The following is a 22,374-nucleotide window of genomic DNA, read 5'->3' as shown; positions in this document are numbered from 1 at the left end:
CCGAATAACCCTCGCCCCTGGCGGGGGTTTTGCACATTTATGGTGCGCACTTTTGCCCGCAACGGCCGCAAAAGTGAATAAAATGTAATAATCACCTCACACAACCGTTAACGGAAGATTGTTTTTTCGTCAGATTCTGCGCTAAATATCCCCCTGTCAGAAGACCTTAACGAAGCGCACCAAAACGGTGCTCCATTCTGGTGCAACCTGGCAGGATTGCCACGCTTTTCGTGCAATGCGTGACATCATCCCCTTTGCAAAACAACAGCTTGTAAAACTGGCATGATTTTTTCATTGTGCCTGAGGTTCTCGCAGGGGATCGCCCCGTGGATATAAAAGGAAATGCTATGAAGTCTGTATTAAAAGTTTCACTGGCTGCACTTACCCTGGCGTTTGCGGTGTCCTCGCAGGCTGCCGACAAACTGGTTGTGGCGACGGACACGGCGTTCGTACCGTTTGAATTTAAACAGGGTGATAAATACGTTGGTTTTGACGTGGATCTGTGGGCCGCTGTCGCAAAAGAACTCAAACTGGATTACACCCTGAAGCCAATGGACTTCAGCGGCATTATCCCGGCACTGCAAACCAAAAACGTTGACTTGGCGCTGGCAGGCATCACCATTACCGAAGAGCGTAAAAAGGCCATCGATTTCTCTGACGGCTACTACAAAAGCGGCCTGCTGGTGATGGTGAAAGCGGATAACAACGATGTGAAAAGCGTGAAAGATCTCGACGGTAAAGTGGTCGCCGTGAAGAGCGGCACTGGCTCAGTTGATTACGCGAAAGCCAACATCAAAACCAAAGACCTGCGTCAGTTCCCGAACATCGACAACGCTTACATGGAACTGGGCACCAACCGCGCGGATGCGGTGCTGCACGATACGCCTAACATCCTTTACTTCATCAAAACTGCCGGTAACGGCAAGTTCAAAGCGGTAGGTGATTCTCTGGAAGCTCAGCAGTACGGTATTGCATTCCCGAAAGGCAGCGACGACCTGCGTAACAAAGTTAACGGCGCGCTGAAAACCCTGAAAGAGAACGGCACCTATAACGAAATCTACAAAAAATGGTTCGGTACCGAGCCTAAATAATTTCACCTGACTTCAGGTTTGTAACGCCCGGTGGCGCTTAAGCTTACCGGGCCTACGTTTTTTCGTTTTTCACCACGGTATACAGGAATACATCATGCAGTTTGACTGGAGCGCCATCTGGCCTGCCATTCCACTCTTGCTTGAAGGCGCTAAAATGACCCTGTGGATTTCGGTCCTCGGTCTGGTTGGCGGGTTGATTATCGGTCTTGTCGCCGGTTTCGCCCGCACCTACGGTGGCTGGATTGCAAACCACATCGCACTGGTTTTCATCGAAGTGATCCGCGGCACACCCATTGTGGTGCAGGTCATGTTCATCTACTTCGCCCTGCCGATGGCCTTCACCGACCTGCGCATCGACCCGTTCAGCGCCGCCGTTGTCACCATCATGATCAACTCCGGCGCCTACATTGCGGAAATTACCCGCGGTGCGGTGCTGTCGATTCATAAAGGGTTCAGTGAAGCTGGCCTGGCGTTAGGTCTTTCCCGTCGCGAAACGATCCGCCACGTTATTCTGCCGCTGGCGCTGCGCCGCATGCTGCCGCCGCTGGGTAACCAGTGGATCATCAGCATCAAAGACACCTCGCTGTTTATTGTTATCGGCGTGGCCGAGCTGACCCGTCAGGGCCAGGAGATCATCGCGGGTAACTTCCGCGCCCTGGAAATCTGGAGTGCGGTCGCCGTTGTCTACCTGATTATCACGCTTGTCCTGAGCTTTGTTCTGCGTCGTCTTGAAAGAAGGATGAAAATCCTGTGATTGAATTTAAAAACGTTTCCAAGCACTTTGGCCCAACCCAGGTGTTGCACAATATCGATTTGAACATCAGGCAGGGCGAAGTGGTGGTGATCATCGGGCCGTCGGGTTCCGGAAAATCCACCCTGCTGCGCTGCATTAACAAGCTCGAGGAGATCACCAGCGGCGATTTGATCGTTGATGGTCTGAAGGTTAACGATCCGAAAGTGGACGAGCGCCTGATCCGCCAGGAAGCGGGCATGGTGTTCCAGCAGTTCTACCTGTTCCCGCACCTCACGGCGCTGGAAAACGTGATGTTTGGTCCTCTGCGCGTGCGCGGGGCCAGCAAAGCGGCAGCGGAAGCGCTGGCAAAAGATCTGCTGGCGAAGGTTGGTCTGGCGGAGCGTGCCCACCACTATCCTTCCGAGCTGTCCGGCGGCCAGCAGCAGCGCGTGGCCATTGCCCGTGCGCTGGCGGTGAAGCCAAAGATGATGCTGTTCGATGAGCCAACGTCGGCACTCGACCCGGAGCTGCGTCACGAAGTGCTGAAAGTTATGCAGGATCTGGCGGAAGAAGGCATGACGATGGTCATCGTTACCCACGAAATCGGCTTTGCCGAAAAAGTGGCGTCCCGTCTGATCTTCATTGATAAGGGCCGCATCGCGGAAGACGGTAATCCGCAGACGCTGATTGCGAACCCACCAAGCCAGCGCCTTCAGGAGTTCCTGCAACACGTCTCCTGATAACCACACACAGAGCCGGGCATGCCCGGCTTTTTTATGCCGGATTGTTCCCAAAAACTCCCCTCCGCTCCGCGCGCTCTATACTTATCATTTTGCACGATATTTTTGTCGGAGGACGCCGTGCCGTGGATCCTGTTGCTGCTGTTTAGCCTGTTTAGCGCGCCATCACTTGCTGTAACCCTTCCCGGCGTCACCACCGGAGCCACCGCCAGCCAGCAAAATGCGCCGCCAGAACCGGATGCTGAAAAGAAAAAAGCCGCTTACGGCGCGCTTGCCGACGTGCTTGAGAACGACACGTCACGGCAGGAGTTGATCGATCAGCTGAGGAAGGTGGCCGCCACGCCGCCTCAGGATCCGGTTCCTGCTATTGCGCCGCCGGAAGCCGAAGAAGAAAAAACGGTGCTGGAAAACGTCACCGACATCAGTCGCCGCTACGGGGAAGCCCTGTCGTCGCGTTTTGCCCAGCTCTATCGCAACCTGGTTGGCACCTCACATAAGCCTTTTAATCCTCACACCTTTTCCGCAGCCGCTACCCAGTTTGCTATTCTGGCTGGCGCCGTCTTCATTTTTTACTGGCTGTTACGCCTGTCTGTCTGGCCGCTTTACCGGAAAATGGGCAAGTGGGGACGCAAAAAGAATCAGCATAAAAGCAGCTGGCTGCATCTTCCGGCAATGATTACCGGGGCGTTTGTCATCGATTTGCTGCTGCTGGCCCTGACGCTGTTTGTCGGTCAGCTGCTGGCTGACCGCCTTAATACCGGAAACAAAACCATCGCGTTTCAGCAGGGACTGTTCCTCAATGCGTTTGCCCTGATTGAGTTCTTTAAAGCCCTCCTGCGGTTGATCTTCTGCCCGCGCGTGCCGGACCTTCGCCCCTTCGCCATTTCGGATCAGAGCGCCAAATACTGGGCGGTGCGGCTTAGCGTGCTGAGCGGGTTGATTGGTTATGGCTTGTTGGTTGCCGTGCCGATTATTTCCAACCAGGTTAACGTGCAGTTCGGCGCGCTGGCGAACGTGCTGATCATGCTGTGCATTACCGTCTGGGCGCTGTACCTCATCTTCCACAATAAAAAAGCGATCACCGACAGCCTGCTGCACCTGGCCGATCGCTCCCTCTCCTTTTTCAGCCTCTTTATTCGCGCCTTTGCGCTGGTGTGGCACTGGCTGGCCAGCGCCTATTTTATTGTGCTCTGTTTCTTCTCCCTGTTCGACCCGGGCAATAGCCTGAAATTTATGATGGGGGCGACGTTCAAAAGCCTGGCGATTATCGGCATCGCGGCCTTTGTCTCTGGCCTGCTTTCCCGCTGGCTGTCGAAAACGATCACCCTGTCGCCGCAGGTTCAGCGTAACTACCCGGAACTGCAAAAGCGGGTGAATGGCTGGATGACCGTATCCCTGAAGGTGGCGCGTATTCTGACGGTCTGCGTGGCAATTATGCTGCTGCTGAACGCGTGGGGGCTGTTTGATTTCTGGAACTGGCTGCATAACGGCGCGGGGGAAAAGACCGTTGATATTCTTATTCGTATCGCGCTGATCCTGTTTTTCTCCGCCGTCGGCTGGACGCTGCTGGCAAGCCTTATCGAAAACCGTCTGGTGTCGGATGTCCACGGCAGGCCGCTACCGAGCGCCCGCGCCCGCACGCTGCTAACCCTGTGCCGCAACGCGCTGGCGGTGATCATCAGTACCATCACCATCATGATTGTGCTGTCGGAAATCGGCGTGAATATCGCCCCGCTGCTGGCGGGTGCCGGTGCGCTGGGGCTGGCGATCTCCTTCGGTTCTCAGACGCTGGTGAAGGATATTATCACCGGCATTTTTATCCAGTTTGAGAACGGGATGAATACCGGGGATCTGGTGACCATCGGTCCGCTCACCGGCACGGTCGAGAGGATGTCCATTCGCTCCGTCGGCGTGCGTCAGGATACCGGCGCGTACCACATTATTCCGTGGTCATCGATCACCACCTTTGCCAACTTTGTGCGCGGCATTGGTTCGGTGGTGGCGAATTATGATGTCGATCGTCACGAAGATGCAGATAAGGCGAAGCAGGCGCTGCGGGATGCGGTGAACGAACTGATGGAGATGGAGGATATTCGCGGGCTGGTGATTGGTGAACCATCGTTCGCGGGCATCGTCGGGCTGACGAACACTGCCTTTACCCTGCGCGTGTCGTTCACCACCCAGCCGCTGAAGCAGTGGACGGTGCGCTTCGCCCTCGACAGCATGGTGAAAAAACACTTCGATCTGGCGAACGTGAGAGCGCCGGTGCAGACGTATCAGGTATTGTCGCCGCCCGCTTCGCCGCTCCCTCCGCAGGAGCCGACGCTGTAAACGAGCCGGGTGGCGGCTTCGCCTTACCCGGCCCGAGAAACGATTATTTGCGGCGTTTGTTATCGTCCATAAAGGACCAGGCAATAAAGCGGCTCTGCTTCTGGCCCTGCGCCATCTCTTTTTTAACCACTTTCACCGCGCCGACGTCGGTCAGCGCGCGGTAAAGCGGCGGCAGGTTATCGCCACGGGAGACCAGCGTGGTAAACCATTTCACCTGACGACCGAAGCCCTTACTCTCGGCAATCATGCGCAGAATAAATGCCACTTCCCCGCCCTCGCACCACAGCTCCTGCTGCTGGCCGCCAAAGTTCAGCGCGCCATCTTCAGCCTGGCCCAGGTTACGCCGCTTGCGTTCACTTCCCGCACGAGCAGAGGCGGCGGAGTCGTGGAATGGCGGGTTGCACAGGGTGGCGTCATATTGTTCGTTCTTATGAATAATGCCGTTGAAAATAGCAGCGGCATCCTTCTGACGACGCAGACGAACGGCCCGGCTTAACCCCGGGTTAGCGTTGATAATGGCCTGCGCGCTGGCGAAGGCCTCAGCACCGATCTCGCTGCCGGTAAACCGCCACTGATATTCATGTGCGCCTATCAGGGGGTAGATCAGGTTCGCGCCCGTACCGATATCAAGCACGGTGGCCTGTTTTGGCACCACGCCGCCATTGTCATCCGCCAGCAGATCGGCAAGATGATGGACGTAATCCGCACGTCCTGGCACCGGTGGGCAGAGAAAGCCATCCGGGATGTCCCAGTGCGTAACGCCATAAAAATGGGCCAGCAGCGCTTTGTTCAGCGTCTTAACCGCCAGCGGATCGGCAAAGTTTACCGACGGTTCACCGGCTGGTGTCTGAACAATAAAATCCTGCAATTCGGGACAGCTCAGGCACAGGGCTTTCATGTCGTAGCGGCTACGGTGGCGGTTACGCGGGTGCAATCCCGGCTTTTGGGAAGTCATGGCATTCTCCTTTAAACAGCCGCGTAAGATACCCTGTGACGGCGCGGGGGTAAATATCTGTCTGAGTCGCACAAAAAAACGACAAAAATCATCGACCTGTATGTCTATGATCTGTCAACAAATTGTCAGAATTTATCGTTCAAAAAATAAGCAGATCATCATCAAATTTTTGCGCTAAATCACACGCGTCAGGCTTCTAAACTTAAGAGGAATCACCTGTTGTTTCCCCTGAGGATGTGATTATGAAAAAATATCTGACCTTTATTATTGCGGGTGCGCTGGCAGGCGCATCTTTCTCAGCCTGGTCCGTCCAACCTCTGACCGACAGCAACGACACCAGCCAGCTACGTGCGGCGGGGACGGTCTCTGTCAGCCGGGCAAGCAACCTTGATGACCTTCAGGACAAGCTGGCCGAAAAAGCGCGTCAGGAAGGGGCTAAAGGCTTCGTGGTGAACGCTGCCGGTGGTGATAACCATATGTACGGCACCGCGACCATCTATAAATAATCGATTTCCTTCCCACACTGCATCTGCCAGGCAGATGCAGTTCTCATTCCCTTCCTTCGCCTTGACTGTGCGTTTTTTAACCCCATATTAAGATGAATGGCTTAAACAGATCAGGAGAACATGATGGCTTCCGGCTGGGCGAATGACGACGCCGTTAACGAACAGATCAACAGTACTATTGAAGATGCGGTCGCACGTGCTCGCGGTGAAATTCCACGCGGCGAAAGTTTGACGGAATGCGAAGAGTGCGGAGATCCGATTCCTGAGGCACGGCGTAAAGCCATTCCTGGCGTACGGCTATGTATTGCCTGTCAGCAGGAGAAAGATTCGAAAAATGCGACACATTCAGGATATAATCGCAGAGGATCGAAAGACAGCCAGTTACGTTGACTTTCCTTTACCGAAGTTAACCGCGCCAGCCGTTTACTTTACGCTCACGACTTTTAGCGATACGCGTAGCAAATCGTGCCCTTCCGATGGCTTCTGTAAAGCGCATCCACAAGAAGTGTCAATTCCGCTTCTGAATTTATTAATAATCAATAAGTTATTTGTCATTCAATTTTTTTGAGCAACCACGTCAATTCTCTTCGATTTTATCTTCCGCTAAAAACCGTGATACTTGTCACATCGACGGAACATCGTCCCTTTAACAGAATAACCTGCGAGAATTGACCTATGAAAACCATCAAATATGCTGTTGCCGCTGTTGCCCTGTCCGCTCTCTCTTTCGGCGCTTTCGCCGTAGAGCCAGTCTCCTCTACGCAGGCACAGGATCTGAACAAAATCGGGGTGGTGAGTGCTGAAGGAGCGACCACGCTGGACGGTCTGGAAGCTAAACTGGCGGAAAAAGCAGCCGCTGCCGGCGCAAGTGGATACACCATCACGTCCACTAACGGTAATAACAAACTGAGCGGTACTGCGGTTATCTACAAGTAATCGAACGAATTATGCTCCACCCTCACCATACCCTCTGGTGAGATGCTCCAACCCTCATTGACCCTGTTGTTGTTACCCTTGTTTGCCCGTCCGCCACTGGACGGGCTTTTTTTTGCTTAAAACGACTGTGCCACGCGCTGCAATCCGGCTTCCACGGATGCCACTTCCCCTGCCGCCAGCAGGCAGCAGGCCATTTGCAGCTTGATCGACTGCGGAACCGGCACCTTTCCGGCCAGACACTGTACGATCCAGTGCGCGGTGACCTGCGGATCTTTTGACTCGGGCAAGATCACATCGCAGTTCTCTTCCCCACGTTCCAGTACGACCCGCGTCCCGGCAGGCTCAATCAGCATCAGCTGTGGACAACGCTGCGGGTTGGCATAAACCTCCCCTTCCGTCCCGTGCATCAGCAGCGCCCGCCCGCCGATTTCGGCAAAAAATTGTCCGACCCGCGTCACGTACTCCGGATGGGAGACGCTGGAAAGACGTAGCGCGGCGTCTTCGGCAAACGGCGTCGCCAGCTTCGCCAGGGTGTGGGCGCTGTTACGTACTCCCATTCGCCATCGCATGTCCAGCTGCTTTTCCAGCGGCGGGCAGAGCGCGCGCACGGGAATATAGACCGGCTGGTTCCCCTCCAGTTTGGCCTGCGCCTGGCCAGCATGGAGAGTAGGTTCGATGCCTAATAATTCCAGAATGGTTTCTGTCAGCACGCGCGTTGGATCTTCGCTCACGCCATGTACCACCACCGGGAAACCGAGTTTCTGCAACAGAATAGCCAGCAGCGGCGTGAGGTTTGCCTGCTTACGCGCGCCATTGTAGGTCGGGATCACTATCGGCATCGGCTTCGTGACGGGCGGGGTTAAACGCATCGTCTGCGACTGCATGGCCTCATAAAAACCCCGCATCTCCGCCTCACCTTCCCCTTTGATGCGCAGCGCAATCAGAATGCCGCCCATTTCCAGCTCCGGCACGTCGCCATTCAGCATATGCGTGTACAACGCACGGGCCGTGTCCTGGTCCAGATCGCGAGCATGGTTTTTCCCACGCCCTACCTCTTTGATAATTTTGCGGTAATCCACGACATTTCTCCTGACAGCATCATCTTGTTAACAATATAGCCCGATGGACACGCACCCGATAGTGTTTTGTGATCATTATCAACCTGCTGTTTTCAGATAAAAAAATAAACTCAAGCATTATTTGCAATATTTGTGATTGGGACAAAAGATTCGTCTCTGTCCTTTTTTTGATTAAATAAACATCGAAAAGTCATTAAAGGTCAACGGTGAAAACGTCCAGGCAACGTTTTTGCCAGAAACACATCGGGATTTACTATGAACAAGGTTGCATTAGGGTTGTTTATCGCCGCAACGGTGGGATGTTCTGCATCTGCATTTGCGGCAACCAACGGTGAAGGGCAGATTAATTTCACCGGAGAAATTATCGATTCTGCTTGCCAAGTCGTGAATGGATTAAGTAATCCATTAGATGTTCAGTTGGGAAAAGTATCTAAAACGGTATTTACCGGCGCAGGCTCTACCAGCACATTAACGAAGTTTGATATTAAGTTAACCAATTGTCCGGAAACCGTAACCTCGGCAGCGATTAACTTCGGTGGTACCCCGGATGCGGATAATAATGCCGCGCTGGCGTTAACGCCCGATACCGATGCGGCTACCGGTGTGGCTATTCAGCTGGTTGACACGTCCGGGCAGCCTGTCAGCCTGTATACCCCTTCGAAGCAATATCCTTTAGCCTCCGGCACGGCGGTTAACGATCAGGAGTTCGGTGCGCGTTATATTCAAACCCAGGCGGCAGTCACCGCAGGCCCTGCTAACTCTGTATCAACCTTCACCGTTATTTATAACTGATCTTATCAATCCTGAGATATTAATGCTTTTGCGAGCATTAATATCTCATCTTTTTATTGAGAAATCTTTATGCGCCACGGTTATTTACTGAGCATTCTTTTACTGGTAGCAGCCTCGGCACAGGCGGGGGTCGTGATTAATGGCACCCGGCTGGTCTATCAGGGAGATAAAAAGGAATCATCTCTCGGTCTTTCAAACCCGGATACCACGGATTATCTGGTGCAGTCCTGGGTCGATTCTGGCGGTAAAAACCAGGCCAAAGCCCCGTTCCTGATCACCCCGCCGCTTTTTCGACTGGATGCGAAAGAGGATAACGTCCTGCGCGTAGTCCGTACGGGAGGAAATTTACCGGAAGACAGGGAATCTCTGTACTGGCTGAATATTAAAGCGATCCCGTCCTCGAAGCATGTCGAAGGGGTAAATACGCTGCAAATTGCCATTAATACCCGCATTAAATTGCTCTATCGCCCGTCAGCGGTAAAAGGCAGACCAGAAGATGTGGCCGATAAACTTGAATGGCATCGCGAAGGGAATGATTTAGTGGTGAATAATCCCACACCTTTCTTTATGAATTTTCAGACCGTCACCCTGAATGGACAGAAAGTCAAAAAAGCCACCTGGGCTGTGCCGAAAACTGAAACGCATTTTGCTTTACCTGGCAACGTCGGAGGTTCTACCGTCGCGTATTCCATTATTACCGATTACGGCAGCATCAGTCAGACATGGTCTAAACCCGTTCATTAATCGTATTACCCGGTAATAAAATCATCATGTACAGCCATAAAAAGCCGTTCACCTGCCGATTTTCGTCATTGCTGATGGCTATTTGTTGCCTGGCAATGGCGATCTTTGCGCAGCAGGTTTTGGCTGATGATTATTTTAACCCTGCCCTGCTGGACATTGATAACCCGCAGCAGGGAAAGACCGATCTGTCTGTCTATGAAAAAGGTCCCGGCCAGGCACCAGGTAAATATCAGGTCGCGATCTTTATCAATAACAATAAAATTGATACCCGCGACGTGACCTTCAACTTAGTTAAAGATCCACAGGGCACCAGCACGCTCCAGCCTTGTTTTACACTGGACGAATTAAAGAGCCTCGGGATCAAAACGCAAAAATATCCGCAGCTGAGAGCAGAAGGTCAGTGCGCCGATCTACACGCCATCCCTTCGGCATCCGCGACCTTTCGCGTGCGCAATCAGCAGCTGCTGCTGAGCATTCCGCAAAAGGCGCTCGGTCAGGTACCTCGCGGTTACATCGACCCGAAAGAGTTTGACGAAGGGATCAACGCGGGCCTGCTTAATTACAGCGTCAACGCCAGCCAGAGCCATGCGCGCCAGCAGGGTGAAGAGAATAGCAGCAGCCAGTACGTTAACCTGCGTCCCGGCTTCAACATCGGGGCATGGCGCGTTCGTAACTACTCCACCTGGAATCGCAGCACCACGGGTCATGAGGAGGAACAGAAATTCACCTCCGTTTATACCTATGCGCAACGCGATATTGTGGCGATGAAAAGTGACGTGACGGTGGGCCAAAGCACCTCACCTTCCGACGTTTTTGACAGCGTCCCCTATACCGGCGTGGAGCTAAAATCCGACAGCGACATGCTGCCGGACAGCGAGAAAGGCTATGCCCCTATTATTCGCGGCAGCGCCCACAGTAACGCGCAGGTGGTGGTACGCCAGAACGGTTACATCATTTATCAGAACACGGTCGCCCCCGGCGCGTTCGAAATTAACGATCTCTACCCCACCGGCAGCAGCGGCGATCTCCAGGTCACCGTGAAAGAGACCGACGGCAGCGAAAGCCATTTCGTCGTGCCGTTTGCCTCCGTGCCGGTATTGCAGCGTGAAAAAAATCTGCGCTACAGCGTGACTGCCGGACGCTACCGTTCTTATGACAACGACGTCGAGAAGACCCCGTTTGCCCAGGGCAGCGCCATCTACGGTTTACCCTACGGTTTCACCGCCTACGGTGGCGTGCAGCAGAGCAGCCATTACCAGTCTCAGGCGGCTGGCGTCGGGAAAAACATGGGCGATTTAGGCGCCTTTTCCATTGACGTGACCCGCGCGAAGGCCCTGTTGAAAAAACAGCAGGCCAGCAAAGGCCAGTCGTGGCGCGTGCGCTATAGCAAAGACATCGCCCGGTCAGGCACCAATTTCTCGCTGGCCGGCTATCGCTATAACAGCAAAGGGTTTTACACCCTGGACGACACCATGGAGTCATATACCCGCTCCGACAACTGGTCTGCGCCGCAGCAGCGCCGCGCCCGAACCGAAGCCACCATCGACCAGACGCTGCCGGAAGGCTGGGGATCCGTCACCCTGAGCATGGTGAAAGAGACGTACTGGAGTCAGAGCCAGAACATGACCTCGATGAGCGTCAGCTACAACAATAGCTGGCACGGGGTGAGCTACAGCCTCAGCTACAGCATGAACAAAAACACCCAGGACAGCGATGAAGACGGTAACGAGGTGACAAACGACAACCAGTTCTCGCTGAGCGTCTCGGTGCCGCTGGACCGCTGGATGCATAACACCTGGGCCACCTACAACCTGAACAACACCAAAGACGGCACGACGCAGAACATCGGCCTGAACGGCACGGCGCTGAAAGAGGACAACCTGAACTGGAACATCCAGGAAGGGCTGAGCAGCATCGGCAGCGGTAACTCCACCAGCATCAACGCCGATTACAAAGCGACATATGGCGAAGTGAGCGCAGGCGTCAGTCAGGATAAGTATCAGCAGACCTTGAACGTCGGTTTGCAGGGCGGCGTGGTTGCCCATGCGAACGGAATAACCCTGAGCCAGCCGCTCGGTGACACCATCGCGCTGGTGAAAGCGCCGGGCACGCACGGAACCCATATCACGAACCAGACGGGCGTCGAGACCGACTTCCGCGGCTACACCGTCGTGCCGTTTGTTACCGCGTATCGCCGCAACACCATCGCGCTGGATACCGAAACGCTACCGGACAACGCCGACGTCACCCACGCGGCGCAGATCGTGACGCCAACCCGCGGGGCCGTGGTGCGCGCCAGCTTTAACACCCGCGTGGGTAACCGCGTCCTGATGACGCTTACGCAAAAGGGTAAACCGCTGCCCTTCGGCGCAACGGTCACCACCGAAGATAAGGACAGCGAATTTATTGTCGGGAATGACGGCCAGACCTACCTCTCTGGTCTGCCGCAGCAAGGGCATCTCTACGTTTCCTGGGGACAGGGGGCGAACGAGCACTGCGTCGCTGACTATGCGCTAACGGATGAGAAAGAGCAAACCAGCATCATTAACGCTGCCGCGCAGTGTCACTGATCCACCGTTCAGGCTAACGATTATGCAAATGATTAAACAGTGCTTTTTCTTACTGGTTCTGGGAACCGCCGCGTTATTTATGCCGCATGCGAAGGCGACCTGCACCACGCCGGATCTGCCCAAAATGATTAACATGGCCTCCATTTCTGTCCCGACGACGCTGGCGGTTGGTGCAACCATTCCGGGTACAGAGCAGAGCGTTCATGTTGCCGGGCACTGCGATCAGAGTATCGACAGCGGACTGGAAATTGTCTCGTGTTACTACGGTACCGGAGCGGAAATTCCGGGGCTGAAGGGAGTATACGAATCCGGCGTACCGGGTGTCGGGGTCGCATTGATGAACGATCAGGGTCAGCGAATCAGCGGAGCAGGCGGAGTACAGTGCGATTCACGCGGAACGCCTGTTGGCTATGTTTCTGGCGATGGCACACAGTCGTTTAACTTTGACGTCACGCTTGAACTGGTCAAAACAAGCGACGCCGTGACCTCCGGCACGCTGGTGCAGTCTCAGACCGAATTTGGCATTGGCGTTTTCGGTCACGAAGGGATCGGCAGCCCTAACCATATTGCGTATGCAGGTAACGTCATTTTGCATCAGGTCACCTGCTCTGTTTCGCCAAAAAATCTCACCGTTAATTTGGGTGATTTTCCCGTCAGTGATTTTATGAGCGTGGGTTTTTTATCCAGCCCCGCTCAAACGTTTAATATCACCGTTAACTGTGACACAACCGTTCAGCCTGAGCTAAAAATCACCAGTGCTAACGGCTACGAGACGGCATTCGAGGGGGTGATCAAACTGACGAAGCAGACAGGCATGGCAACGGGCGTCGGGGTGAGAATGCTGTTTGATGACCGCATTGCGACCTTTGATACCTACGTCAACACTCAAAGCCAGGCCGTTGCCAATGAAACGCTGGAGATCCCCTTTCAGGTTCGCTACGAGCAGATCAGCGATGTGGTGACGCCCGGCCCCGCCAACACCGTAGCAACCATCACTCTCGCCTATAAGTGACCAACATGAAAAAGACAATCGCGTTTCTGACGATGGGCTTACTGGCCCTGGCCCACGCAGACGATATTCAGATCCAGATGACGGGAAATATTTACGCCAATACCTGCATCATTGACAGCGCCAGCCGCAACCTGACGGTGGACTTAGGCCAGACGGTGTCGGGCAGTTTTAAAGACGTGGGGGATACCGGCGAGTGGAAAGACTTTTCCCTGTCAGTATCGCACTGTCCTGCCACGCTGGCGCTTGCCACGGCCTTTTTCTATGGCCAGGCAGACAGCGTGCATCCGACCAAATTTGCCAATATCGGCAGCGCAAAGGGGCTGGCGCTGGAGCTGGCAGACCGGCAGGACAAAATACTGATTGCCCCGCAGGCCGCCTTTAACGCCGCCATCAATCCGAGCGACCACACGGCAACCTTTCCCCTGTCCGCGCGCTACTACGCCACCTCAATGCCCGTCACTGCCGGGACGTTCAGCAGCGTGATTCAGGTGACATTCACTTACCAGTAGGACCGCGCCTCTTTGCACGGATGCTTTTTGTACGCCCGGCAGAGGGTTTTGCCGGGCGTTTTTTTACCTCCGGCACTTCTGGCTGCTCAATCGGGAAGATCGGCAGCGCATTCAGCAGCCGTTGGCCGTAGTTTTTGGTGAGCAGTCGTTTGTCATAAATCACCACCTCGCCCCAGCAGCCGTGGCTACGGATCAAGCGCCCGACCTGCTGAATAAGGTTAAACGACGCCGCAGGCAGGCTTTGCACTTCAAACGGATAACGGTTCAGGCTTTTCAGCCATTCGCCTTCGGTGATCACCACCGGGCTGTCGATGGGCGGGAAGGCAATTTTATGGATATGCACCTGCGTCAGGTAGTCACCTTTCAAATCAAGCCCTTCCGCAAAGGACTGTAACCCCACCAGCACGCTGCGCTCGCCGTTATCAATGCGTTTACGGTGGGTTTCCACCAGCCGATAGCGCGGCTGATCGCCCTGCACCAGCAGGAGCAAGCGCAGATCGGTGACGTGCTCCAGGAAGCGTTGCATCGCGCGGCCGCTGGCAAACAGCACCAGCATACCGGGGTATTTTTTACTCTCAACCTGCTCGCGGAAGTAGGCCGCCATTTCCGCAATATGCTGCTCTTCGTTATCGATAAGCGGCTCATAGTTCATGCGCGGGATCACCAGCTTGCCCTGCTCACAGTGGTTGAACGGCGAGTCCAGGGCCACAAAACGGTCCCCCGCTTTCTCTTTCAGGCCGCTCATTTCCTGCAACCTTGAGAAGCTGTTCAGTGAACGCAGGGTCGCCGACGTCACTACCACGTGCGGCACGCTGCGCCAGATCAGCTTTTCCAGCTGATCGGCCACGCGGATGCCCACGCAGTGGAAGAAAAGATGTACCTGCCCGTCTCGCACTTCGCGGGTGGCCCACTTTGTCACCGGCGCGCCGGACGCCTGCGCCATTGAGGCCAGCCGCCAGAGTTTGCTCTGCGCCTCAAACATGCCCAACGCACGGTTCATTTGCAGCAGAATGCGGTGCAGGCGAACAACGTCATGGGTGCCGGTTTTCTCGCTGAGATCGTTTAAGAACATCTCCGCCAGCCCGCGCAGCTTTTCAAGGTGCTTCGCCAGCTGCTGACAAATTTCCATCACTTCCTGCGGCAACTCCCCCATCGCAAAACGGTGTTCCGCCTCCTGTGTGGCGGGTAGATACAGGTTAAGAATGTTATTCAGCGAGGCGATGAGGCCGTACACCTCTTCACAGTGCTCGCTCAACCGCTCCGGAACCGCCAGCGGCGGCGTGGTTTTCGGGCGGAACTGCTCCATGCAGGTTGCCACCAGCTTACAGAACAGATCCAGTTGCAGGCGAAACCACGGGGCGGTAATTTCCGCGCTCATCTCCAGCGCATCCCGCGCCACGTCGGGCAGATGATGACCTTCATCGAGCACCAGGAGCAGGTTTTTGGGCTCCGGCAGAACCGCTTCACTCTCCAGTGCGGCCATCACCAGCGCATGGTTGGCGACAACCACCTCCGCTTCCTGAATCTCACGCCGGGCAACAAAGAAAGGGCACTCGCGGTAGTAGTGACAGTTGCGGTTCAGGCAGCTCGCTTTATCGGTGCTGAGCCTGTGCCACAGGTCGTCGCCGATCGCCTGGCTGGTGTGATCCCGCAGGCCGTCCCACCTGTAGCCGTCGAGATCGGCCTTCAGCTTTGCGCACTGCTCCTGCTCCGCCTTGTTGTTTGGCGTCAGCTCGTCATCAAGAAACGCGAGCAGATCCTGCTGGGAGGGTTCACTGCTGGCCAGCGCCGCCAGATTGCGCGGGCAGACGTAGCGCCCGCGACCAAAGGCGGCGGTGAAGCGTAAATCGGGGATAATTTTGCGCAGCAGCGGCAAATCTTTGCTGAAGATCTGATCCTGCAAGGCCACGTTGGCGGTGCTGACCACCAGCGTTTTGTCCTCCTCCCGCGCGATGGCGATGCCGGGAATGAGATACGACAGGGTTTTCCCGACGCCGGTCGGGGCTTCAATCGCCAGATGTCGCCCGTCGTCCCCGGCGAGCGTTTTTGCCACGTCGGCAATCATCTGCCGCTGCGGCGCTCGGGGGATAAAATCGGGGATCTGCTGCTGTAGCGCCTTATACCAGGCGCCTATTTGCGCTTTCAGCGCAGCGGTTAAAGCCATCGGAAAACCTGAAATACTGTATAAACAGCCACTATTGTGGCACTTTCTCTCCGCTGCCGCAAAAAGAAAAGCCCGGCTTTACGACCGGGCTTCCAGATTACTGCGGGTTAGCAGGTTTACGCGGGCGGCGTCGGCGCTGCCCCTCGCCTGCCGGTTTCCCTTCGCCGCTACGCCACGGGTTTTCACCGGCTGGTTTGCTGTCGTTATTACGACGCGGCGGTTTGCCCGAAGATTTCGGCGCGCCACCTTCTGAACGACGCGGCTGCTGACCGCGACCACCGCCGCCCTGACCGCGTCCGCCACCCTGACGACCGTTCTGAATTGGCTCGGCTTTGATCGACGGGTCCACTTCATAGCCCGGGGTTTCAATGCGCGGGATCTCTTTCTTCAGCAGGCGTTCGATGTCACGCAGCAGCTTGTGCTCGTCCACGCAAACCAGAGAGAGCGCTTCACCGGTGGCCGCCGCACGGCCGGTACGGCCGATACGGTGAACGTAATCTTCCGGCACGTTTGGCAGCTCGTAGTTCACCACGTGCGGCAGCTCTTCGATATCCAGACCGCGTGCGGCGATGTCGGTTGCCACCAGCACGCGAATGTCGCCAGATTTAAAGTCCGCCAGCGCGCGGGTACGCGCGCCCTGGCTCTTGTTGCCGTGGATCGCCGCGCTGCGGATGCCGTCTTTATTCAGCTGTTCCGCCAGGTGGTTGGCGCCGTGCTTGGTGCGGGTAAAGACCAGCACCTGCTGCCAGTTGCCCTGTCCGATCATCTGGGAGAGCAGTTCCCGCTTGCGCTTCTTATCCACAAAGTGAACGTGCTGCGTCACCTGCTCGGAGGCGGTGTTGCGGCGCGCGACTTCCACTTCCAGCGGGTTATGCAGCAGCTTTTCCGCCAGCGCCTTGATCTCGTCGGAGAAGGTCGCGGAGAAGAGCAGGTTCTGACGACGCGTCGGCAGCTTCGCCAGCACGCGGCGAATGTCGTGGATGAAGCCCATGTCCAGCATACGGTCGGCTTCGTCCAGCACCAGGATTTCGATGTTATCGAGCTTCACCGCGTTCTGGTGTTCCAGATCCAGCAGACGCCCCGGCGTTGCCACCAGCACGTCCACGCCGCCGCGCAGCTTCATCATCTGCGGGTTAATGCTTACCCCGCCGAAAACCACCAGCGAACGAATGTTGAGGTAGCGGCTGTATTCACGCACGTTCTCGCCAATCTGGGCCGCCAGCTCGCGGGTTGGGGTGAGGATCAGCGCACGCACCGGACGACGGCCTTTGGCGTGCGGCTGGTTTTTTACCAACAGCTCCAGCAGCGGCAGGGTAAAGCCCGCGGTCTTACCGGTACCGGTCTGCGCGCTTGCCATCAGGTCACGGCCCTGCAAAACGGCCGGAATGGCCTGCTGCTGGATAGGGGTTGGCTCAACGTAGCCCTGCTCTGCGATGGCGCGCAGAATTTCCGGGTTCAGACCAAGGGAATCAAAAGACATAAAAACTCCGAACCGCCCCGACCATCACAGGTGTAGTTTTCAGGGAGATATAACGAATAGAAGGACAAAAACCACAATGTCGCGAAGGTGCGGAGTGTAGCAGCTTTTGTGACGTGGCGCATAAAATATCCCCGGCGATGACTCGACGTTTGCGCAAATCAGGCATAATCTTAATCAATCGATTGATTAATTTTTAATGCTGCTATGAATACAACCCCAACGACAACCAAAGGCGAACAGGCGAAAAGTCAGCTTATCGCCGCCGCGCTGGCGCAGTTTGGCGAGTATGGTCTGCATGCCACCACGCGGGATATCGCCGCTCAGGCCGGGCAGAATATTGCGGCCATCACCTATTATTTTGGCTCAAAAGAGGATTTATACCTCGCCTGCGCCCAGTGGATCGCGGATTTTATCGGCACCAGCTTTCGCCCGCACGTGGAAGAAGCCACCGCGCTGTTCAGCCAGCCAGAGCCTGACCGGGCTGCCATCCGCCAGCTGATCCTTAACGCCTGTCACAACATGATCCGCCTGCTGACGCACGACGATACGCTGAACCTGAGCAAATTTATCTCCCGCGAGCAGCTCTCCCCCACTGCCGCGTACCAGCTGGTGCACGATCAGGTGATCGCCCCGATGCACAGCCATCTGACCCGGCTGATCGCCGCCTATACCGGACGGGACGCGAGCGATACCGACACCATTTTGCATACCCACGCCCTGCTGGGCGAAGTGCTCGCCTTCCGTCTGGGGCGTGAGACCATCCTGTTACGTACGGGCTGGACACAATTCGATGAGGATAAAGCCGCGCAAATTAGCCAGGTCATTACCTGTCACGTTGATCTGATCCTGCAAGGCTTAACGCAAAGGAGCCAGAAGTCATGAAAAAACCTGTCGCCATCATTCTGGTGGTTGTTGTCTTGCTTGCCGCGGGAACAGGCGGCTGGCTGTGGTATCAGAGCCAGCAGGATCGTGGCCTGACGCTGTATGGCAACGTGGATATCCGCACCGTCAACATGAGCTTCCGCGTTGGCGGACGGCTGGCCTCGCTGAACGTTGACGAAGGCGATGCCATCAAAGCCGGGCAGACGCTGGGGATGCTGGACAAAGCCCCGTTTGAGAACGCGCTGATGCAGGCAAAAGCAGGCGTCTCCGTCGCACAGGCGCAATACGACCTGATGCTGGCGGGCTATCGTGACGAAGAGATCTCCCAGGCGGCCGCTGCCGTTAAGCAGGCAAAAGCCGCCTATGACTATGCGCAGAATTTCTATAACCGTCAGCAAGGCTTATGGAAAAGCCGTACTATTTCCGCCAACGACCTGGAAAACGCGCGCTCATCCCGCGACCAGGCACAGGCGACGCTGAAATCTGCCCAGGATAAGCTAAGCCAGTACCGCACCGGTAACCGTGCGCAGGACATTGACCAGGCGAAGGCCAGCCTTGAGCAGGCGCAGGCGCAGTTAGCCCAGGCGGAGCTGGATCTGCACGACACCACGTTAATCGCCCCGTCTGACGGCACGCTGATGACCCGCGCCGTGGAGCCGGGCAGCATGCTCAGCGCGGGCAGCACCGTGTTAACGCTCTCCTTAACCCGTCCGGTGTGGGTGCGCGCTTACATTGATGAGCCGAATCTTGGCCAGATGCAGCCGGGCCGCGAACTGCTGCTCTATACCGACGGTCGCCCGGACAAGCCGTATCACGGCAAAGTGGGCTTCGTCTCCCCTACCGCCGAGTTCACGCCAAAAACCGTTGAAACCCCGGACCTGCGTACCGACCTGGTGTATCGCCTGCGCATCATCGTCACCGATGCGGACGACGCGCTGCGTCAGGGCATGCCTGTTACCGTGACCTTAAACGACGGGGAACGACATGAATGACGCGGTTATCCAGCTCAACAATCTGGTCAAACGCTTCCCGGGAATGGCTAAACCGGCGGTCGCACCGCTGAATTGTACGATTCAGAAAGGCTATGTGACCGGGCTGGTGGGGCCGGACGGCGCGGGTAAAACCACGCTGATGCGGATGCTGGCGGGATTGCTGAAGCCGGATGAAGGCAGTGCCAGCGTGCTTGGCCTCGATCCGATCAAAGACGACGCGGCGCTCCACGGCATACTCGGCTATATGCCGCAGAAGTTTGGTCTGTACGAAGATCTGACGGTAATGGAAAACCTCAACCTGTACGCCGACCTGCGCAGCGTCACCGGCGAAACCCGGGAGAAAACCTTCGCCCGCCTGCTGGAATTTACCTCGCTCGGCCCGTTCACCGACCGGCTGGCGGGCAAGCTCTCCGGCGGGATGAAGCAGAAACTGGGGCTGGCCTGCACGCTGGTGGGCGAACCGAAGGTGCTGTTGCTGGATGAACCCGGCGTCGGCGTGGACCCGATTTCCCGCCGTGAACTGTGGCAGATGGTGCACGAACTGGCGGGTGACGGCATGCTGATCCTCTGGAGTACCTCATACCTTGATGAAGCAGAACAGTGCCGCGACGTGCTGCTGATGAATGAAGGCGAACTGCTCTATCAGGGCGAACCCACCGAGCTGACGCAAACCATGGCCGGGCGAAGTTTTCTGCTGCACAGCGCGCAGGAATCCAACCGCACGCTGCTGCAACGGGTGCTGAAGCTGCCCCAGGTGAGCGACGGGATGATTCAGGGCCGTTCGGTGCGCGTGATCCTCAAAAAAGAGGCCACCGCCGACGATATCCGGCGTGCGCAGGGGATGCCTGAGATCGACATGACAGAGACCGCGCCGCGCTTTGAAGATGCGTTTATCGATCTGCTGGGCGGGGCGGGAACCTCAGAATCACCGCTTGGCGCCATTCTGCACACGGTGGAAGGTACGCCGGGCGAAACGGTCATTGAAGCGAAATCGCTCACCAAAAAATTCGGCGATTTCGCCGCCACCGATAACGTCAATTTTGCCGTGAAGCGCGGCGAGATATTTGGCCTGCTCGGGCCGAACGGCGCAGGAAAATCCACCACCTTTAAAATGATGTGCGGTCTGCTGGTACCGACGTCCGGCAAAGCGCTGGTGCTGAACATGGATCTCAAAGTCAGCTCCGGCAAGGCGCGCCAGCACCTGGGCTATATGGCGCAGAAGTTTTCGCTCTACGGCAACCTGACGGTGGAGCAAAATCTGCGATTTTTCTCCGGCGTCTATGGCCTGCGGGGACGGGCGCAGAACCAGAAGATCGGCCGCATGTGCGACGCCTTCGGCCTGACCGATATCGCCTCGCAGGCGACCGACGCGCTGCCGCTTGGCTTCAAACAGCGGCTGGCGCTGGCCTGCTCGTTGATGCACGAGCCGGATATCCTGTTTCTTGATGAACCTACGTCAGGCGTGGACCCCCTCACCCGCCGTGAATTCTGGTTGCATATCAATAGCATGGTGGAAAAAGGCGTGACCGTGATGGTCACCACCCACTTTATGGACGAGGCGGAGTATTGCGACCGTATCGGGCTGGTCTATCGCGGCAAGCTGATTGCCCACGGCACGCCGGATGACCTGAAAGCGCAGGCCGCCGACGACGCGCAGCCAGACCCGACCATGGAGCAGGCGTTTATCACCCTCATTCACAACTGGGATAAGGAGAATACTCATGCGCAGTAACGCCCTCTCCTGGCGCCGGGTGCGCGCCCTGTGCGTCAAAGAGACGCGGCAGATTGTGCGCGACCCCAGCAGCTGGCTGATTGCGGTGGTGATCCCCCTGCTGCTGCTGTTTATTTTCGGCTACGGGATTAACCTCGATTCCAGCAAGCTGCGGGTCGGGATTTTGCTGGAGCAGCAGAGCGAAGAGGCGCTGGACTTCACCCACGCCATGACCGGCTCGCCCTACATCGATGCCACCATCAGCGACAGCCGGCAGGAATTGATCCAGAAAATGCAGGCCGGGAAAATTCGCGGCCTGATCGTCATTCCGGTGGATTTCGCGGCCAACATGGCGCGCCCGGGCGCCGATGCGCCGATCCAGGTGATTACCGACGGCAGCGAGCCGAACACCGCGAACTTTGTGCAGGGCTACGCGGAGGGGATCTGGCAGCTCTGGCAGATGCAGCGCGCCGAGGACCGGGGGGAAAAGTTTGAACCGCTGATTGACGTGCAGACACGCTACTGGTTTAACCCCGCCGCCATCAGCCAGCACTTTATTATTCCGGGCGCGGTAACGATTATTATGACGGTGATCGGCGCGATTCTGACCTCGCTGGTGATCGCCCGCGAATGGGAGCGCGGCACCATGGAGGCGCTGCTCTCGACCGAAGTGACGCGCGTCGAGCTGCTGCTCTGCAAGCTGATCCCCTACTACTTCCTCGGCATGCTGGCGATGCTGCTCTGCATGCTGGTGTCCGTCTTTATCCTCGGCGTGCCGTACCGCGGCTCGCTGGTGGTGCTGTTCTTTATCACAAGCCTGTTTTTACTCAGCACGCTGGGGATGGGGCTGCTCATCTCCACCATCACCCGCAACCAGTTTAACGCCGCGCAGGTGGCGCTGAACGCCGCTTTCCTGCCGTCAATAATGCTCTCAGGGTTTATCTTCCAGATAGACAGTATGCCTGCCGTCATCCGCGCCGTGACCTACATTATCCCGGCGCGCTACTTCGTGAGCACGCTGCAAAGCCTGTTCCTGGCGGGGAATATTCCGGTAGTGCTGATTATCAACACGCTGTTTTTAATGGCGTCGGCGGTGATGTTTATCGGGTTGACGTGGATGAAAACCAAACGGCGGTTAGATTAAGGA

General features: G+C 56.4%; 20 protein-coding genes. 16 read left to right on the top strand and 4 right to left on the bottom strand.

Annotated elements, in window-relative coordinates; genetic code table 11:
* Window positions 1–347 precede the first annotated feature (347 nt).
* The 4 genes from glnH to ybiO all read left to right on the top strand — a co-directional run bounded on the left by glnH (window position 348) and on the right by ybiO (window position 4,895).
* Window positions 348–1,091 carry a glutamine ABC transporter substrate-binding protein GlnH gene (gene glnH / locus L384_RS08710; protein ID WP_003858455.1) on the top strand — a complete coding sequence of 248 codons (744 nt, stop codon included), beginning with the start codon at window positions 348–350 and terminating at the stop codon, window positions 1,089–1,091.
* Window positions 1,092–1,185: 94 nt separating this feature from the next.
* Entirely contained in the window at window positions 1,186–1,845 is a 660-nt protein-coding gene (glnP, locus tag L384_RS08715) for a glutamine ABC transporter permease GlnP (RefSeq protein ID WP_003858462.1), read from the top strand.
* On the top strand, window positions 1,842–2,564 hold the full coding sequence (gene glnQ / locus L384_RS08720; RefSeq protein ID WP_003858465.1) for a glutamine ABC transporter ATP-binding protein GlnQ: 723 nt from the start codon (window positions 1,842–1,844) through the stop codon (window positions 2,562–2,564). The genes glnP and glnQ overlap by 4 nt, the downstream gene beginning before the upstream one ends.
* Before the next feature lie 120 nt (window positions 2,565–2,684).
* The gene (gene ybiO, locus L384_RS08725) at window positions 2,685–4,895 is read left to right on the top strand and encodes a mechanosensitive channel protein (protein ID WP_023324358.1); all 2,211 of its coding nucleotides are present in this window, start codon (window positions 2,685–2,687) and stop codon (window positions 4,893–4,895) included.
* Between the two features lie 43 nt (window positions 4,896–4,938).
* Here ybiO and rlmF read toward each other — a convergent pair whose 3' ends face one another.
* Window positions 4,939–5,850: a 23S rRNA (adenine(1618)-N(6))-methyltransferase RlmF gene (gene rlmF, locus L384_RS08730; RefSeq protein ID WP_023315680.1), complete on the bottom strand. Its 912-nt coding sequence runs from the start codon at window positions 5,848–5,850 to the stop codon at window positions 4,939–4,941.
* A 242-nt stretch (window positions 5,851–6,092) separates the two neighbouring features.
* Here rlmF and mcbA point away from each other — a divergent pair, with 242 nt between their 5' ends.
* The 3 genes from mcbA (at window position 6,093) to ybiJ (ending at window position 7,292) form a co-directional block, all read left to right on the top strand.
* Window positions 6,093–6,356: a DUF1471 family periplasmic protein McbA gene (gene mcbA, locus L384_RS08735; protein ID WP_003858470.1), complete on the top strand. Its 264-nt coding sequence runs from the start codon at window positions 6,093–6,095 to the stop codon at window positions 6,354–6,356.
* Between the two features lie 123 nt (window positions 6,357–6,479).
* Window positions 6,480–6,746 (top strand): DksA/TraR family C4-type zinc finger protein, encoded by a 267-nt coding sequence (locus L384_RS08740; protein WP_003858472.1) that lies wholly within the window; start codon window positions 6,480–6,482, stop codon window positions 6,744–6,746.
* A gap of 285 nt (window positions 6,747–7,031) precedes the next feature.
* Window positions 7,032–7,292, top strand: coding sequence for a DUF1471 family protein YbiJ (gene ybiJ / locus L384_RS08745; protein ID WP_003858474.1), 261 nt, complete (start codon window positions 7,032–7,034; stop codon window positions 7,290–7,292).
* A 116-nt stretch (window positions 7,293–7,408) separates the two neighbouring features.
* On the opposite strand, the gene ybiB is transcribed toward ybiJ, so the two are convergent.
* Window positions 7,409–8,371: a DNA-binding protein YbiB gene (gene ybiB / locus L384_RS08750; RefSeq protein ID WP_023324357.1), complete on the bottom strand. Its 963-nt coding sequence runs from the start codon at window positions 8,369–8,371 to the stop codon at window positions 7,409–7,411.
* A 255-nt stretch (window positions 8,372–8,626) separates the two neighbouring features.
* Here ybiB and L384_RS08755 point away from each other — a divergent pair, with 255 nt between their 5' ends.
* The 5 genes from L384_RS08755 to L384_RS08775 all read left to right on the top strand — a co-directional run bounded on the left by L384_RS08755 (window position 8,627) and on the right by L384_RS08775 (window position 13,998).
* Window positions 8,627–9,163 carry a fimbrial protein gene (locus tag L384_RS08755; protein ID WP_023324356.1) on the top strand — a complete coding sequence of 179 codons (537 nt, stop codon included), beginning with the start codon at window positions 8,627–8,629 and terminating at the stop codon, window positions 9,161–9,163.
* A gap of 69 nt (window positions 9,164–9,232) precedes the next feature.
* Window positions 9,233–9,907 (top strand): fimbrial biogenesis chaperone, encoded by a 675-nt coding sequence (locus L384_RS08760; protein ID WP_023324355.1) that lies wholly within the window; start codon window positions 9,233–9,235, stop codon window positions 9,905–9,907.
* A 26-nt stretch (window positions 9,908–9,933) separates the two neighbouring features.
* A complete protein-coding gene (locus L384_RS08765; RefSeq protein ID WP_023324354.1) occupies window positions 9,934–12,477 on the top strand; it encodes a fimbria/pilus outer membrane usher protein in 2,544 nt (847 codons plus the stop codon).
* A gap of 22 nt (window positions 12,478–12,499) precedes the next feature.
* Window positions 12,500–13,489: a fimbrial protein gene (locus tag L384_RS08770; protein WP_023324353.1), complete on the top strand. Its 990-nt coding sequence runs from the start codon at window positions 12,500–12,502 to the stop codon at window positions 13,487–13,489.
* 5 nt (window positions 13,490–13,494) lie between these two features.
* Window positions 13,495–13,998 (top strand): fimbrial protein, encoded by a 504-nt coding sequence (locus tag L384_RS08775; RefSeq protein WP_023324352.1) that lies wholly within the window; start codon window positions 13,495–13,497, stop codon window positions 13,996–13,998.
* Here L384_RS08775 and dinG read toward each other — a convergent pair.
* Together dinG and rhlE are read right to left on the bottom strand one after the other, a co-directional pair.
* Window positions 13,985–16,162 carry an ATP-dependent DNA helicase DinG gene (gene dinG, locus L384_RS08780; protein WP_023324351.1) on the bottom strand — a complete coding sequence of 726 codons (2,178 nt, stop codon included), beginning with the start codon at window positions 16,160–16,162 and terminating at the stop codon, window positions 13,985–13,987. The genes L384_RS08775 and dinG overlap by 14 nt on opposite strands.
* 97 nt (window positions 16,163–16,259) lie before the next feature.
* Window positions 16,260–17,642, bottom strand: coding sequence for an ATP-dependent RNA helicase RhlE (rhlE, locus tag L384_RS08785; RefSeq protein ID WP_003858487.1), 1,383 nt, complete (start codon window positions 17,640–17,642; stop codon window positions 16,260–16,262).
* A 204-nt stretch (window positions 17,643–17,846) separates the two neighbouring features.
* Between rhlE and cecR the strand changes: the two genes are divergently transcribed.
* The 4 genes from cecR to L384_RS08805 are packed head-to-tail and all read left to right on the top strand — an operon-like array spanning window position 17,847 to window position 22,371.
* Entirely contained in the window at window positions 17,847–18,524 is a 678-nt protein-coding gene (gene cecR / locus L384_RS08790) for a transcriptional regulator CecR (protein ID WP_003858489.1), read from the top strand.
* On the top strand, window positions 18,521–19,516 hold the full coding sequence (hlyD, locus tag L384_RS08795; protein WP_023324350.1) for a secretion protein HlyD: 996 nt from the start codon (window positions 18,521–18,523) through the stop codon (window positions 19,514–19,516). The genes cecR and hlyD overlap by 4 nt, the downstream gene beginning before the upstream one ends.
* Window positions 19,509–21,248, top strand: coding sequence for an ATP-binding cassette domain-containing protein (locus L384_RS08800; protein WP_023324349.1), 1,740 nt, complete (start codon window positions 19,509–19,511; stop codon window positions 21,246–21,248). The genes hlyD and L384_RS08800 overlap by 8 nt, the downstream gene beginning before the upstream one ends.
* A complete protein-coding gene (locus tag L384_RS08805; protein WP_023324348.1) occupies window positions 21,238–22,371 on the top strand; it encodes an ABC transporter permease in 1,134 nt (377 codons plus the stop codon). The genes L384_RS08800 and L384_RS08805 overlap by 11 nt, the downstream gene beginning before the upstream one ends.
* Window positions 22,372–22,374 lie beyond the last annotated feature (3 nt).

It is taken from the genome of Enterobacter sp. MGH 38 (assembly GCF_000492855.1).
Classification (GTDB): domain Bacteria; phylum Pseudomonadota; class Gammaproteobacteria; order Enterobacterales; family Enterobacteriaceae; genus Enterobacter; species Enterobacter hormaechei_C.
The sequence above is the reverse complement of the archived record's forward strand: the minus strand, read 5'-3'. Positions and strand labels throughout refer to the sequence as shown.

Coding starts and splice junctions, on each gene's coding strand:
- L384_RS08775 (WP_023324352.1), top strand. CDS start 13,495: ATGAAAAAGACAATCGCGTTTCTGACGATGGGCTTACTGGCCCTGGCC.
- cecR (WP_003858489.1), top strand. CDS start 17,847: ATGAATACAACCCCAACGACAACCAAAGGCGAACAGGCGAAAAGTCAG.
- glnH (WP_003858455.1), top strand. CDS start 348: ATGAAGTCTGTATTAAAAGTTTCACTGGCTGCACTTACCCTGGCGTTT.
- rhlE (WP_003858487.1), bottom strand. CDS start 17,642: ATGTCTTTTGATTCCCTTGGTCTGAACCCGGAAATTCTGCGCGCCATC.
- L384_RS08800 (WP_023324349.1), top strand. CDS start 19,509: ATGAATGACGCGGTTATCCAGCTCAACAATCTGGTCAAACGCTTCCCG.
- L384_RS08760 (WP_023324355.1), top strand. CDS start 9,233: ATGCGCCACGGTTATTTACTGAGCATTCTTTTACTGGTAGCAGCCTCG.
- L384_RS08805 (WP_023324348.1), top strand. CDS start 21,238: ATGCGCAGTAACGCCCTCTCCTGGCGCCGGGTGCGCGCCCTGTGCGTC.
- dinG (WP_023324351.1), bottom strand. CDS start 16,162: ATGGCTTTAACCGCTGCGCTGAAAGCGCAAATAGGCGCCTGGTATAAG.
- mcbA (WP_003858470.1), top strand. CDS start 6,093: ATGAAAAAATATCTGACCTTTATTATTGCGGGTGCGCTGGCAGGCGCA.
- L384_RS08770 (WP_023324353.1), top strand. CDS start 12,500: ATGCAAATGATTAAACAGTGCTTTTTCTTACTGGTTCTGGGAACCGCC.
- L384_RS08740 (WP_003858472.1), top strand. CDS start 6,480: ATGGCTTCCGGCTGGGCGAATGACGACGCCGTTAACGAACAGATCAAC.
- ybiJ (WP_003858474.1), top strand. CDS start 7,032: ATGAAAACCATCAAATATGCTGTTGCCGCTGTTGCCCTGTCCGCTCTC.
- L384_RS08765 (WP_023324354.1), top strand. CDS start 9,934: ATGTACAGCCATAAAAAGCCGTTCACCTGCCGATTTTCGTCATTGCTG.
- hlyD (WP_023324350.1), top strand. CDS start 18,521: ATGAAAAAACCTGTCGCCATCATTCTGGTGGTTGTTGTCTTGCTTGCC.
- glnP (WP_003858462.1), top strand. CDS start 1,186: ATGCAGTTTGACTGGAGCGCCATCTGGCCTGCCATTCCACTCTTGCTT.
- rlmF (WP_023315680.1), bottom strand. CDS start 5,850: ATGACTTCCCAAAAGCCGGGATTGCACCCGCGTAACCGCCACCGTAGC.
- L384_RS08755 (WP_023324356.1), top strand. CDS start 8,627: ATGAACAAGGTTGCATTAGGGTTGTTTATCGCCGCAACGGTGGGATGT.